The organism is Wenyingzhuangia fucanilytica (assembly GCF_001697185.1).
In the GTDB taxonomy this organism is placed as follows: domain Bacteria; phylum Bacteroidota; class Bacteroidia; order Flavobacteriales; family Flavobacteriaceae; genus Wenyingzhuangia; species Wenyingzhuangia fucanilytica.
The window spans coordinates 1035074-1049441 of record NZ_CP014224.1 but is presented as its reverse complement, the minus strand read 5'-3'; the positions used below and the strand labels follow the sequence as shown (position 1 = coordinate 1049441).

Sequence of the window (14368 nt, the reverse complement as noted above, 5' to 3'; positions counted from 1 at the left end):
AAAGGAGGTGTTCCAGCCGCACCTTCCGGTACGGCTACCTTGTTACGACTTAGCCCTAGTTACCAGTTTTACCCTAGGCGGCTCCTTGCGGTGACCGACTTCAGGCACCCCCAGCTTCCATGGCTTGACGGGCGGTGTGTACAAGGCCCGGGAACGTATTCACCGGATCATGGCTGATATCCGATTACTAGCGATTCCAGCTTCATGGAGTCGAGTTGCAGACTCCAATCCGAACTGTGATAATGTTTAAAGATTTGCATCTAGTCGCCTAGTAGCTGCCCTCTGTCATTACCATTGTAGCACGTGTGTAGCCCAGGACGTAAGGGCCGTGATGATTTGACGTCATCCCCACCTTCCTCACGGTTTGCACCGGCAGTCTCTCTAGAGTCCTCAGCTTAACCTGTTAGCAACTAAAGATAGGGGTTGCGCTCGTTATAGGACTTAACCTGACACCTCACGGCACGAGCTGACGACAACCATGCAGCACCTTGTAAGAAGTCCGAAGAAATATCTATCTCTAAATAATGCATCCTACATTTAAGCCCTGGTAAGGTTCCTCGCGTATCATCGAATTAAACCACATGCTCCACCGCTTGTGCGGGCCCCCGTCAATTCCTTTGAGTTTCAATCTTGCGACCGTACTCCCCAGGTGGGACACTTATCACTTTCGCTTAGTCACTGAACCTAAATCCAACAACTAGTGTCCATCGTTTACGGCGTGGACTACCGGGGTATCTAATCCCGTTCGCTCCCCACGCTTTCGTTCATCAGCGTCAGTACATACGTAGTAGACTGCCTTCGCAATCGGTATTCTATGTAATATCTATGCATTTCACCGCTACACTACATATTCTATCTACTTCCATATGACTCAAGACTGACAGTATCAAAGGCAGTTCAACAGTTAAGCTGCTGGATTTCACCTCTGACTGATCAGCCCGCCTACGAACCCTTTAAACCCAATGATTCCGGATAACGCTTGGACCCTCCGTATTACCGCGGCTGCTGGCACGGAGTTAGCCGGTCCTTATTCGTAGAGTACCGTCAAACAAATACACGTATCTGCAGTTCTTCCTCTATAAAAGAAGTTTACAACCCATAGGGCAGTCATCCTTCACGCGGCATGGCTGGTTCAGAGTTGCCTCCATTGACCAATATTCCTCACTGCTGCCTCCCGTAGGAGTCTGGTCCGTGTCTCAGTACCAGTGTGGGGGATCTCCCTCTCAGGACCCCTACCTATCGATGTCTTGGTAAGCCGTTACCTTACCAACTAACTAATAGGACGCATAGCCATCTTAAACCGATAAATCTTTAATTGTAAAATGATGCCATTCTACAACACTATGGGATATTAGTCCACGTTTCCATGGGGTATCCCCCTGTTTAAGGTAGGTTCTATACGCGTTACGCACCCGTGCGCCGGTCGTCAGCAAATTGCAAGCAATTCCTGTTACCCCTCGACTTGCATGTGTTAAGCCTGCCGCTAGCGTTCATCCTGAGCCAGGATCAAACTCTTCATCGTTAATATTTTAATATTTTGATGATGCTCAAAAAAATCTCATGATATAATCATGTAATTTTACTTTCTAATTTTACGCTGTCAATTTCAATATTCTCAATGAACTTAACCACTATGTGGTTTTTTTAACACCAACTCTTTTACAAGTTAGTCACTTAGCTGCTTCGCTAAGCGGTTGCAAATATAAGAACTTTATTTCTTCTAAAACAAATAAAATTTAAAATATTTTTTAAATCTTTTTTTACCCTAAAATAGTGACCTAAACCACTCATAAAACCCTTAATGTATCTGAACTTTTTCGCCCCTCTTAGCAGTTACCTGCTCGCTGTTGCGGCTGCAAAGATACGCACCTTTTAACTTTATTTCCTAATCTTTTGTAAACTATTTTTTACATTATTTTTAATCAACTGAAAACATGCGAGTTGGAACGCATGAAGTTAATGAAAAAATTTAAATATCCAACCCTATATTTAAATTTTACAATTCAAATCAACAGAAACCACCTAATAACTTAACAAAAAGATATCATCAATTACACATTTAAGACACCTATATCATGTAATCTCGTAGACTGTAACAATACTATTATATATTAAAGCTTCCTTATTATGGCGTATTTTAAAGTAAAAGCAAAACAATTTCCTGATGATTTTAATTGGGGAGTAGCTATTTCGGCATATCAAAACGAAGGAAAGTGGAATACTTACGGAAAAGGAAAGTCTATTTGGGATCATTTTACCAATAAATCAAGTTTTAAAAATGGAAATGGAAATGTAGCCACTAATTTTTATCATCATTATAGAGAAGATATCAAAAAAGTTAAGGAACTCAATTTAGACTCTTTTAGGTTTTCGATATCATGGTCTAGAATATTTCCAAATGGTATTGACGAAATCAATCAGAAAGGAGTAGATTTTTATCACAATGTTATAGATACATGTATTGAGCTTGAAATTAAGCCATGGGTTACATTATATCATTGGGACCTACCTCAAACACTAGAAGAAAAAGGAGGTTGGACCAATAGAGAAATTTTAAGCTGGTTTGAAAATTACGTAGACTTTTGCACAAAAGAATATGGAGACAAAGTTAAACACTGGATTGTTTTAAACGAACCAATGAGTTTTGTTGGGCTAGGGTATTTTATGAATATGCACGCTCCAGGAAAAAAAGGAATGAAAAATTTTTTACCTGCTGCTCATCACGCTACTTTATGCCAAGCACTTGGAGGAAGAATTATTAGAAAAAATGTAAACAATGCATATATAGGTACAACTTTTTCTTGTTCATACGTAAAACCTATTAACAGATCTATTAAGAACAAAAAAGCAGCTGAACGAATTGACGCACTTTTAAATCGTTTTTTTATTGAACCTACTTTAGGACTTGGATATCCTATTGATACCATTACTGGTTTAAAACAAATAGAAAAATACTACCAACCTGGAGATGAAGAAATTATGAAATTTGATTTTGATTTTATAGGAATTCAATACTATTTTAAAATTGTGGCTAAATTCAGCCTACTCCCTCCTATTCTTTTTGCCACAGAAGTTCCTGCTATAAAAAGGAATGTGAAAGTAAATAATATGGGAATGGAAATTTACCCTAAAGGAATTATAAAGATGATAGAAAAGTTTAACGCCTATACTAATATTAAAGACATATATATTACAGAATCTGGCGTTTGTTTTGATGATAATATAGAAGATGGAAAAATAAAAGATAAAAACCGTATTGATTATTTTAAAAAGACCTTTTATTATACATTAAAAGCTATTGAAAAAGATATTAAAGTAAAAGGCTATTTTATATGGACCTTAGTAGATAATTTTGAATGGGCAGAAGGTATTAAACCAAGGTTTGGACTTTATTATACAGATTTTGTTACAGAAAAAAGAATCATTAAGAAATCAGGGGTATGGATTCAAAAATTTTTAAGTAAAAAAAATTAGTCAAAATGTTCTCCCATCATCTCTTTTTCTTCTATTCTTTTTAATTTATGTTCATTTCTCAATCTAGTAATACTAGCATTTAACTCAAAACCTAATAAAAGAATCATAGAGTTTAGCCATATAAAAAGCATCAATACCAAAAGCGTTCCAATAGATCCATATAATTCGTTGTATTTAGAAAATTTAACCACATAAATTCCAAATCCATAAAAAGTCAATAATGACAATACTGTTGTTAAAACAGAACCTGCAGAAAAGAAATTGGTTTGTTTACCTTCTGATGTTCCAAAATAATACAACATTGATACGTTACAAAAAATTAAAAACATAAATAGTAGGTAACGTAAATTTCCAACCCACATTAAATCTTTTGGCAACCATCCTTTTGTGTAGATAAACTCTAAACCAAACTCAAAGAATATAGTAATAGCCACAGTTAAAATCAACATAAAGGACATGGTTAAAGAAGTTCCCAATGATATTAGATACTGCTTAACCACATTTCTTATTTTCTTAACATGTACAGAATATTCAAAAGCAGCAAAAATAGCATTTACTCCATTAGTCATTAAAAAGATAGACACTATAAAACCAAAAGAAAGTAATCCTCCATATTTATTATTTGCAATATCTGCCAAAACTGTATCAACAGCATCAAAAGTTTTTGGTGGTAACAACTCTGATATTAACATCATAAAATTTTCCTGAAAACCATCTATAGGTATAAAAGGAATTAGTGTTAACATAAAAAGCATAAAAGGAAACAAAGCCATAAAAAAACTAAAAGAAATACCTCCTGCTCTAGACGTTAAAGCTCCTTTTACAATTCCTATAAAATACATTTCGAGTAAATCATACAAGGTCATTCCTTCTAAACCGGGAACAGGAATTTTTTTACCAGTACGAACAAACCAGTTCATTACAGGCACATCTTTTAATACTTCTTCTACAGAATCTTCTTTATGTATGTCTTTAATTTCCAAGGTTTCTTTTTTTAAGCAACTAATCTATTGCTTTTAAACTTAAATCTAAATTATAAACAGAGTGCGTTAAAGCACCAGATGAAATATACTGAACGCCACATTCTGCATATTTTCTTAAAGTTTCTTCGTTGATTCCTCCTGAAGATTCCGTTCCTGCTTTATCGCCAATTAAGGCTACTGCTTTTTTAGTATCCTCATAATTAAAGTTATCAATTAAAACTCTATGAATTCCATCAAACTGAATAATTTCTTCAATTTCTTTTAAATCTCTAGCTTCAACAATAATTTTTAAATCTTTGTTGTTTGCTTTTAAATACTCTTTTGTTTGTTTGATAGCTTGAGCCACTCCCCCAGCAAAATCTATATGATTGTCTTTTAGCATAATCATATCATACAAAGCAAAACGATGATTTTCTCCACCACCAATTTTTACAGCCCACTTTTCAATGGCACGAATTCCTGGTGTGGTTTTTCTAGTATCTAAAATTTTAGTTTCGGTACCTTTTAATAAATCAACATAATGAGCCGTTTTGGTTGCAATCGCACTCATTCGTTGCATGGCATTAAGTACTAATCTTTCTGCTTTTAAGATTGACAAAGAACTACCTGAAACATACAGAACAACATCGCCATGATTCACTTTTTCACCATCCTTAATAAGTACTTCTATTTCTAAAGACTCATCAACATATTTAAAAACCTCTAAAGCAAAGTCTACTCCAGCAATAATCCCTGTATCTTTTACCAATAATTTTGCTTTTCCAACGGCGCTTGATGGAATACATGCCAATGATGAATGATCTCCATCTCCCACATCTTCTCTAATGGCATTGGCAATAATCATCTGAATTTCTTTATCAAACTGTGCTTGACTAATCATCTAACTTAATTTTAAAACAAAGATAAACTTCTGTAATTAATTTCTAGTCATTCATCATTATTAATCCACAACTACAACATGCGAAAACGCAGTTTTAAACAAAGCATCTATCAGTTAATCAACAAAATAATTAAGGTAAATTTAGTTTGAAAAAATATGATATGTTAACTATGACCACACAAGAAATTGCAAATAGACTGGTGAACCTTTGTAAAAGAGGACAAAATGCTTTGGCTCAAGTTGAACTATATGATGACCATATTGAAAGTATTGAATTATACTCTAATAGATACAAAAAAACCAAGGGAATAGCTAAAGTGCAAAGAAAAACAGCCATGTTTTTTGAATTGGCACAAAAAATTCATCACTCAGAAGTTTCCGAACCACTTGTTGCTGGAAATCATTTTTGCATAAAAATAAGTCTAGATGTTACTCTTAGAGGATTTGGACGTGTGCAACTAGAAGAACTTTGTATTTATCATGTAAAAGATGAAAAGATTTTTAAAGAGGAATTTTTTTATACACCTTCTTTAGTATAAAAGCTACATATCATCTGTTCTTAGTACCTTTGCTTTTTAAAGAAAAGGAAAACTATGAAAATTGTTCTTTTGGCTATTGGTAAAACTGATGATAAAAATCTGACTCAACTAATAGACAATTATCAAAATAGATTAAAACACTATATTAAGTTTGAACTAAATATCATTCCTGATATTAAAAATGTAAAAAATCTTTCCGAAGCTCAACAAAAAGAAAAAGAAGGAGAACTCATTCTAAAAAAACTACAACCTACAGATCATTTAATTTTATTAGATGAAAAAGGAAAAGAATTTAGATCTGTAAACTTTGCAGATTTTTTACAAAAAAAGATGAATTCCGGAATTAAACAATTGGTTTTGGTCATTGGTGGGCCTTATGGTTTTTCTGATGATGTTTATGCCAAAGCACAAGGAAAAATATCTTTATCTAAAATGACCTTTTCACATCAAATGATTCGTTTATTTATGGTAGAACAACTATACCGAGGTTTTACTATTTTAAAAAACGAACCTTATCATCACGAATAAAAAAGATTATTAATAAAAAAATCATTCCATCTACAATTCTAACAACCGATAACCAAACTTATGAAAATAGTTTTTGCCACTCATAACAACAATAAATTAAAAGAAGTAGCTGCTTTACTTCCTAACATTGAATTATTATCCTTAACAGATATTGGTTGTACAGAGGAAATTCCTGAAACTGCCGATACTTTAGAAGGGAACGCTAAAATTAAAGCCAATCATGTTACAGAAAAATATGGATATCCTTGTTTTGCAGATGATACAGGTTTATTGGTAGATGCATTAAACGGTGAACCAGGTGTTTACTCTGCAAGATATGCCGGAGAACATGGAAATGCTGAAAAAAACATGGACTTGTTACTAAAAAATCTTGAAGGAACATCTAACCGAAAAGCATGTTTTAAAACGATTATCTGTTTAAACCTTAATAATCAACAACATTTATTTGAAGGAATCTGTAATGGTAACATTTTAGAAAAAAGACAAGGTGATGAAGGTTTTGGATACGACCCTATTTTTACCCCTAATGGATATCAACTTTCTTTTGCCGAAATGAGTTTAGACGAAAAAGGAAAAATTAGTCACAGAGGATTAGCGGTTCAAAAATTAATAGCCTTTTTACAAAACCTATAAAGTGTATATTCCTCAAAAAAAATACTATCCTATATTTATAGCCTTGTTTATATTATTAATTGCTATTGCTATTTTTAATATTTACACAGGCAGTATTAGTATTCCCTTTAAAGAAATTTGGAACGTTGTTACCAATAATCCTAACAGCTCTGAAAACTACCAATATATAATTACAGAATACAGACTACCAAAAACGGTTACAAGTATTCTAGTTGGTATTGGACTTGGAATAAGTGGATTGTTAATGCAAACTTTTTTTAGAAATCCATTAGCTGGTCCTTTTGTATTAGGAATTAGTTCCGGGGCAAGTTTAGGTGTTGCACTATTAATTATGGGAGGAAGTTTTTTTGGTTCACTTCCTTATTTGTATCATTTTTCTATACCACTAGCCGCAAGTTTAGGTTCTTTTTTTGTTTTAAGCATTGTAATGATTACTGCAAGAAACATAAGAAACACAATGTCTATTCTGATTATTGGACTTATGTTTGGTAGTTTTACTACTGCCATAATTAGTGTATTGTCTTATTTTAGTTCTGCCACAGAATTACAACAGTATATTTTTTGGAGTTTTGGAAGTTTAGGAAACCTTCAATGGTCGGAATTATACTTATTAATAGGAATAGTTTCTATTAGCGCAGTAGGTTTGTTATTTATCATTAAACCTTTAGACGCCCTTTTACTAGGAGAAAATTACGCAACAAGTTTAGGTATATCAATAAAAAAAACACAAAGTATCATTTTTATTGTTACAAGTTTGTTGACTGGTAGTATCACAGCTTTTGTAGGGCCAATTGCTTTTATTGGGTTAGCTATACCACATATTACCAAATTGATTTTTCAAACTTCAAATCATAAAATTTTACTTCCTGCGGTTGGAATTATTGGAGCTATAGTAATGTTAATATGCGATAGTTTAACTCATATTTCTGTAGGATCAAAAACTTTACCCATCAATGCAATTACTTCTATTTTTGGAGCTCCAATTGTTATTTGGTTATTGGTTTCAAAATCTAAAAAAATAGGATCATGAAAAATGTAGTATTAAAAGCAACAGCACTTAATATTGGTTATCCTGTTTCTAAAAAAACAATTAGTATTTGTAATCAAATTGATTTTGAACTTTACAAAGGAGAGTTATTATGTTTACTTGGCCGAAACGGTTCAGGAAAATCTACTCTTTTAAAAACTATTGCCAATATGCTTAGCCCTATTGAAGGGAGTATTGAGATTAATGAAAAAAACATTGATAACCTGCCACCTAAAGAATTGGCTAAATTTATTGCTGTTGTACTTACAGAAAGCATCCCTGAAAGTTCTTTAACAGTTTATGAAACCATTGCATTAGGAAGACAACCTTACACCAATTGGTTGGGAAAATTATCTGACCAAGATATTTCTATCGTTCATAATGCAATGAATTTGACAGACACTACTGAGTTATCAAACAAATTAATCCATCAATTAAGTGATGGACAATTACAACGTGTGATGATTGCACGAGCTTTAACACAAGACACTCCTATTATTTTACTTGATGAACCAACCTCTCATTTAGATATACATCATAAAATCAACATTTTTAAAATCTTAGCTAAAATCTGTAAAGAGACTGAAAAAACCGTTTTAATATCTACACACGAAATAAATTTAGCTTTAAAAACTTCTGATAGATTGTTATTGATAGATCAAAAGAAATTTAACGTTGGAAAATCAACAGATATAGCAATTCAAGAAAACTTGATGACTATTTTTAATTCTGATGATATACGTTATGATAGCCATAGCAATCAATTTATATTTTAAGCAATAACCACAAAAACAAAAAGTCCTTGAGATTTCTCTCAAGGACTTTTTTGTTTATAAGAACAACTACCTATTAAGCTGCATTTTCTTTTTTAATTAAGTTCAAGGCAGAACCTTCTTTATACCAAGCAATCTGACTTGCATTATATGTGTGATTTAATTTTATAAGATCTTTAGATCCATCAGCGTGTTTTATCTCTAATGTCAATTGTTTATTTGGAGCAAAATCTGCCAAATCAGTAAAAGTAAACACATCATCCTCTTGAATCAATTCATAATCATCTTCATTAGCAAAAGTCAACCCTAACATTCCTTGTTTTTTAAGGTTAGTTTCATGAATACGCGCAAAAGATTTTACAATAACAGCAGCAACACCTAAATGACGAGGCTCCATAGCTGCATGTTCTCTAGAAGAACCCTCTCCATAATTGTGATCTCCAATCACGATCGAAGGAATTCCTGCAGCTTTATAAGCTCTTGCTGTGGCAGGTACTGGACCGTATTCACCAGTCAACTGATTTTTAACTGTATCAGTTTTTTGATTAAATGCATTTACAGCACCTATTAAACAGTTGTTAGAAATATTATCTAAATGCCCACGAAAACGCAACCAAGGACCAGCCATAGAAATATGATCGGTCGTACATTTTCCAAATGCTTTGATTAATAATTTAGCCTCTTTAATTTCAGAACCTAATGGTTGAAATGGCTCTAACAATTGTAATCTATCAGAATCTGGAGAAACTACTACATCAATACCAGAACCATCTTCTACAGGAGCTTGGAATCCGGCATCTTCTACATCAAAACCTCTTGTTGGTAACTCATCACCTGTAGGTTCATCAAACATTACCGCTTCTCCTTTATCATTTATCAATGTATCTTTTGTTGGATCAAAATCTAAACGCCCAGAAATAGCAATAGCTGCAACCAATTCTGGAGAAGTTACAAATGCATGAGTATTTGGATTTCCATCTGCTCTTTTTGCAAAGTTTCTGTTAAAAGAGTGAACAATAGAATTTTTTGGAGCATTTTTAGGATCTGAATAACGAGCCCATTGCCCAATACAAGGACCACAAGCATTGGTAAAAATAGTAGCCCCTAATTTTTCAAACTTCTCTAACAAACCATCTCTTTCTGCTGTAAATCTTACTTGCTCAGAACCAGGGTTGATACCAAAATCTGCTTTTACCTCTATCCCTTTATCTAATGCTTGTTGCGCAATGGAAGCTGCCCTAGACAAATCTTCATAAGACGAGTTGGTACAAGAACCTATCAACCCCCATTCCACATCTAAAGGCCAACCTTCTGCTTCAGCTTTTGCTTTTACATCAGCACCCGCTTCAGAAGCCAAATCTGGAGAAAAAGGTCCATTGATATGAGGTTTTAACTCATCCAAATTAATTTCAATCACTTGATCAAAATATTTTTCAGGATTTGCATACACCTCATCATCCCCTGTTAAATATGAAGCTACTTTGTTTGCTTCATCTGCAACATCTGCTCTATCAGTAGCACGTAAATAACGATCCATAGAATCATCATAACCAAATGTTGATGTAGTTGCACCAATTTCTGCTCCCATATTACATATGGTTCCTTTTCCTGTAGCGGATAAATTTTTAGCACCTTCCCCAAAATATTCTACAATAGCACCTGTTCCTCCTTTTACCGTTAAAATTCCAGCTACTTTTAAAATAACATCTTTAGAAGCTGTCCAACCAGATAATTTACCTGTTAATTTTACACCAATTAGTTTAGGAAATTTTAACTCCCAAGCCATACCTGCCATTACATCTACAGCATCAGCACCACCAACACCTATTGCTACCATTCCTAATCCACCAGCATTTACTGTATGTGAGTCCGTACCAATCATCATTCCTCCAGGGAATGCATAGTTTTCTAAAACTACTTGGTGAATAATTCCAGCACCTGGCTTCCAGAACCCAATACCATATTTATTAGACACAGATGATAAAAAATCAAATACCTCTGCACTTGTTTTATTCGCAAATTCTAAATCTTTAGCCGCTCCTTCTTTTGCCTGAATTAAGTGATCACAATGTACTGTTGTAGGTACAGCTACTTTCTTTTTACCTGCTTGCATAAATTGCAACAACGCCATTTGCGCAGTTGCATCTTGACAAGCAATTCTATCTGGTGCAAAATTTACATAATCAACACCTCTTTTAAAGTCAGTTGTTGCATTTCCATCCCAAAGATGGTTGTACAAAATTTTCTCAGATAGTGTTAATGGTTTTCCTACCACTTCTCTTGCTGCATCAACACGTTCTTTCATGCGAGCATATACTTCTTTTATCATTTCAATATCAAATGCCATATTTTTTGTTTTTAGTGTTAAATGTTGTTTTTTTTGGATACCTACAAATTACAAAAACTAATACTATACTAAAAACCCATTTGCAATCATTTTGAACTCATTTGAAATAGCATGAGATTTTTAACTAAAAAATGAAGTTTTACAACAAAAAAAAGCCTAAATCTTTCGATTTAGGCTTTTTAATATTGAAAAGTAATATAATTACTTAATTAACTGCTTTAAAGATGGTGTAAACTTAGTTAAAACAATACCTTCAACAGCTGCTTCGTATTCTGCCATTGTTGGAGTTCTACCTAAAACAGTAGATAATACTACTACTGGTGTAGAAGATAATAAAGATTCACCTTTTTTCTCACCTGAATCTTTTACAACTCTTCCTTGGAACAAACGAGTAGAAGTAGCCATTACAGTATCTCCTGGTTCTGCTTTTTCTTGGTTACCCATACATAAGTTACATCCTGGACGCTCTAAGTACAACATGTTTTCGTATTTAGTACGAGCTGCTGCTTTTGGAGCATTGTCATCAAATTCAAAACCAGAGTATTTAGTTAATACATCCCAATCTCCTTCTGCCTTTAACTCATCTACAATATTATATGTAGGAGGAGCTACTACTAACGGAGCTTTAAACTCAACTTTACCTTGTTGTGCCTCAATGTTCTTTAACATTTGAGCTAAAATTTTCATATCACCTTTGTGAACCATACAAGAACCAATAAATCCTAAATCTACAGTTTTTGTTCCTCCATAGTAAGATAATGGTCTAATTGTATCGTGAGTATAACGTTTAGAAACATCTTCGTTATTAACATCTGGATCCGCAATCATTGGTTCAGCAACCTCATCTAAGTCAATCTCAACTTCAGCGTGATATTTAGCATTAGCATCAGGTCTTAAAGCTGGTTTTTCACCAGATTGAATTTCGGCAATTCTCTTATTCGCTTTATCAATTAATCCTTGTAAAACTTTTAAGTCATTATCCATTCCCTTATCAATCATGATCTGGATTCTACCTTTTGCAATCTCTAAAGATTCAATTAATGTAGCATCCTCAGAAATACAGATAGAAGCTTTTGCTTTCATTTCTGCAGTCCAATCAGTAAATGTAAATGCTTGATCGGCTGTTAATGTTCCTAAGTGAACTTCGATAATTCTACCTTGGAAAACGTTTTCACCACCAAACTGCTTTAACATTTGTTGTTGAGTAGCATGTACAACGTCACGGAAATCCATAAAAGATTTCATTGCACCTTTAAAAGTAACTTTTACAGACTGAGGAATTGGCATTGTAGCCTCTCCTGTTGCTAAAGCTAAAGCTACTGTACCAGAATCTGCACCAAAAGCAACCCCTTTAGACATACGTGTATGAGAATCTCCACCAATAATAATATCCCAATCACTTACTGTGATATCATTTAATACCTTGTGAATAACGTCAGTCATTGCTGGATAAACTCCTTTAGGATCACGAGCAGTAATTAAACCAAAGTCATTCATAAACTTCATCAACCTTGGAATATTTGCTTTAGATTTATCATCCCAAACAGAAGCAGTATGACATCCTGATTGGTAAGCACCATCAACAATTGGAGAAATAACTGTAGCAGCCATAGACTCTAATTCTTGAGAAGTCATCAATCCTGTAGTATCTTGAGAACCTACAATGTTTACTTCTACACGAACGTCAGAACCTGCATGTAAAGTTTTTCCTGGAGTATTTCCTACTGCGTTTTTATTAAATATTTTTTCTACTGCTGTTAATCCTTGCCCTTCTACAGAAATTTCTTTAGATGGAGCATAAACTGTAGGAATATCAATTCCTAAAACCTTAGCAGCAAATGTTTGAATTTTTTTACCAAAAACAATAGCGTAAGAACCACCAGCTCTAATAAACTCAACTTTTTGAGGAGTTAAAGCAGCTGAAATATCCATTACAGCCTCACCGTCTTTGTATAATTTCTTTTCTTTAGTATTGATCGTTAAAACAGTTCCTGTAGCAACTGAGTATTTTTCTTCTAAAACGGGCTCACCATCAGCATCAAGAATTGTATTTCCTTCAGCATCAGTTTTCTTTACCCAGTTTTTAAGATCTATTCCAATACCTCCTGTAACTCCTACTGTAGTTAAGAAAATTGGAGAAATACCATTAGTTCCTGCAATTACTGGAGCAATGTTAATAAACGGTACATATGGGCTAGCTTGAATACCTGTCCATAATGCTACGTTGTTAACTCCAGACATTCTAGAAGATCCAACTCCCATAGTTCCTTTTTCTGCCACTAACATCACACGTTTATCAGGGTGTTGTTCTTTTAAAGCAGAAAGTTCTTTTTGCATGTCTTTGTTATGCTCAAAAATACACTGACCGTGTAATTCACGATCTGAACGAGAGTGAGCATCTGCTCCTGGAGATAATAAATCTGTAGAGATATCACCTACACCAGCGATGTAAGTAACGATTTCGATCTCTTCTTCAACATCAGGTAATTCTGTAAAGAATTCTGCCTTAGCATAACTTTCTAAAAGTTCTTTTGCAATTTCATTTCCATTATTAAATGCCTCTTCCAAACGGTTTGTATCAGCATCATAAAGATAAACTTGAGTTTTAAGAACCTTAGCTGCTTCTTTAGCTACAGAAATATCATTTCCTAAAGCTAAATCTAACAACACTTCAATAGAAGGTCCACCTTTCATATGCGATAATAATTCAAAAGCAAAAGCAGGAGTAATTTCTTTTACTACCGATTTACCAAGAATGATATCCTTTAAGAATTGTGCTTTTACACCTGCTGCACTAGTAGTACCAGGTATAACATTATAAATAAAGAAGTTAAGAGACTCTTCTCTATACTCGTTATTCAAATCTTTTATTTGCTCAATAATTTGGCTTAATAATTCAGCTCCTTCAATTGGTAGCGGGCTAAGTCCTTGAGCTTTTCGGCTCTCGATTTCCTTGATGTAATCGTTATAAATATTCATACGATTTATTATAGTTTATTTAATTGTTCATTTTTGGTTGGGCAATATACGAAATAACAGCACCATATTAAAAACAGTATTCACTTGTTTTAAACAAACGATTGATTTTTAACAAATTCTTGAATTCTTATATATTTTACTACACAAAACACTATATAAAGCAGTATATATTTTGGAGTATTCCTTAACATTTAGTTTAAAGCTA

At 33.8% G+C, this 14368-nt stretch carries 10 protein-coding genes and 1 rRNA gene; 6 read left to right on the top strand and 5 right to left on the bottom strand.

What is annotated here, in order from left to right:
* A 16S ribosomal RNA gene (locus AXE80_RS04285) occupies positions 1-1522 on the bottom strand.
* Positions 1523-2127: 605 nt separating this feature from the next.
* Here AXE80_RS04285 and AXE80_RS04280 point away from each other — a divergent pair.
* Complete coding sequence (locus tag AXE80_RS04280) at positions 2128-3474, top strand: glycoside hydrolase family 1 protein (protein ID WP_068824769.1); 1347 nt, start codon at positions 2128-2130, stop codon at positions 3472-3474.
* Here the strand turns inward: AXE80_RS04280 and AXE80_RS04275 are convergent.
* Together AXE80_RS04275 and nadC are read right to left on the bottom strand one after the other, a co-directional pair.
* Positions 3471-4457, bottom strand: a complete 987-nt coding sequence (locus tag AXE80_RS04275) for a YihY/virulence factor BrkB family protein (protein ID WP_418382263.1) — start codon at positions 4455-4457, stop codon at positions 3471-3473. The genes AXE80_RS04280 and AXE80_RS04275 overlap by 4 nt on opposite strands.
* 19 nt (positions 4458-4476) lie before the next feature.
* Positions 4477-5337: a carboxylating nicotinate-nucleotide diphosphorylase gene (gene nadC / locus AXE80_RS04270; RefSeq protein WP_068824767.1), complete on the bottom strand. Its 861-nt coding sequence runs from the start codon at positions 5335-5337 to the stop codon at positions 4477-4479.
* Positions 5338-5498: 161 nt separating this feature from the next.
* On the opposite strand from nadC, the gene AXE80_RS04265 reads away from it, so the two are divergent.
* Genes AXE80_RS04265 through AXE80_RS04245 form a run of 5 tightly spaced genes read left to right on the top strand, consistent with a single transcriptional unit; the run spans position 5499 to position 8840 of the window.
* Positions 5499-5876 (top strand): SnoaL-like domain-containing protein, encoded by a 378-nt coding sequence (locus AXE80_RS04265; protein WP_169816812.1) that lies wholly within the window; start codon positions 5499-5501, stop codon positions 5874-5876.
* A 54-nt stretch (positions 5877-5930) separates the two neighbouring features.
* Complete coding sequence (rlmH, locus tag AXE80_RS04260; RefSeq protein ID WP_068824763.1) at positions 5931-6404, top strand: 23S rRNA (pseudouridine(1915)-N(3))-methyltransferase RlmH; 474 nt, start codon at positions 5931-5933, stop codon at positions 6402-6404.
* A gap of 60 nt (positions 6405-6464) precedes the next feature.
* Positions 6465-7037 (top strand): non-canonical purine NTP diphosphatase, encoded by a 573-nt coding sequence (locus AXE80_RS04255; RefSeq protein WP_068824761.1) that lies wholly within the window; start codon positions 6465-6467, stop codon positions 7035-7037.
* 43 nt (positions 7038-7080) lie between these two features.
* Positions 7081-8067, top strand: coding sequence for a FecCD family ABC transporter permease (locus AXE80_RS04250; protein WP_237340630.1), 987 nt, complete (start codon positions 7081-7083; stop codon positions 8065-8067).
* Entirely contained in the window at positions 8064-8840 is a 777-nt protein-coding gene (locus AXE80_RS04245) for an ABC transporter ATP-binding protein (RefSeq protein ID WP_068824759.1), read from the top strand. The genes AXE80_RS04250 and AXE80_RS04245 overlap by 4 nt, the downstream gene beginning before the upstream one ends.
* Positions 8841-8913: 73 nt before the next feature.
* On the opposite strand, the gene AXE80_RS04240 is transcribed toward AXE80_RS04245, so the two are convergent.
* Together AXE80_RS04240 and AXE80_RS04235 are read right to left on the bottom strand one after the other, a co-directional pair.
* A complete protein-coding gene (locus tag AXE80_RS04240) occupies positions 8914-11184 on the bottom strand; it encodes an aconitate hydratase (protein ID WP_068824757.1) in 2271 nt (756 codons plus the stop codon).
* A 201-nt stretch (positions 11185-11385) separates the two neighbouring features.
* Complete coding sequence (locus AXE80_RS04235) at positions 11386-14163, bottom strand: bifunctional aconitate hydratase 2/2-methylisocitrate dehydratase (protein ID WP_068824755.1); 2778 nt, start codon at positions 14161-14163, stop codon at positions 11386-11388.
* Between the last annotated feature and the right edge of the window lie 205 nt (positions 14164-14368).

What these genes read in the sequence shown, in the direction of transcription:
- AXE80_RS04280 (WP_068824769.1), top strand. Translation starts at nt 2,128, where the DNA reads ATGGCGTATTTTAAAGTAAAAGCAAAACAATTTCCTGATGATTTTAAT.
- nadC (WP_068824767.1), bottom strand. Translation starts at nt 5,337, where the DNA reads ATGATTAGTCAAGCACAGTTTGATAAAGAAATTCAGATGATTATTGCC.
- AXE80_RS04265 (WP_169816812.1), top strand. Translation starts at nt 5,499, where the DNA reads ATGTTAACTATGACCACACAAGAAATTGCAAATAGACTGGTGAACCTT.
- rlmH (WP_068824763.1), top strand. Translation starts at nt 5,931, where the DNA reads ATGAAAATTGTTCTTTTGGCTATTGGTAAAACTGATGATAAAAATCTG.
- AXE80_RS04255 (WP_068824761.1), top strand. Translation starts at nt 6,465, where the DNA reads ATGAAAATAGTTTTTGCCACTCATAACAACAATAAATTAAAAGAAGTA.
- AXE80_RS04245 (WP_068824759.1), top strand. Translation starts at nt 8,064, where the DNA reads ATGAAAAATGTAGTATTAAAAGCAACAGCACTTAATATTGGTTATCCT.
- AXE80_RS04240 (WP_068824757.1), bottom strand. Translation starts at nt 11,184, where the DNA reads ATGGCATTTGATATTGAAATGATAAAAGAAGTATATGCTCGCATGAAA.
- AXE80_RS04235 (WP_068824755.1), bottom strand. Translation starts at nt 14,163, where the DNA reads ATGAATATTTATAACGATTACATCAAGGAAATCGAGAGCCGAAAAGCT.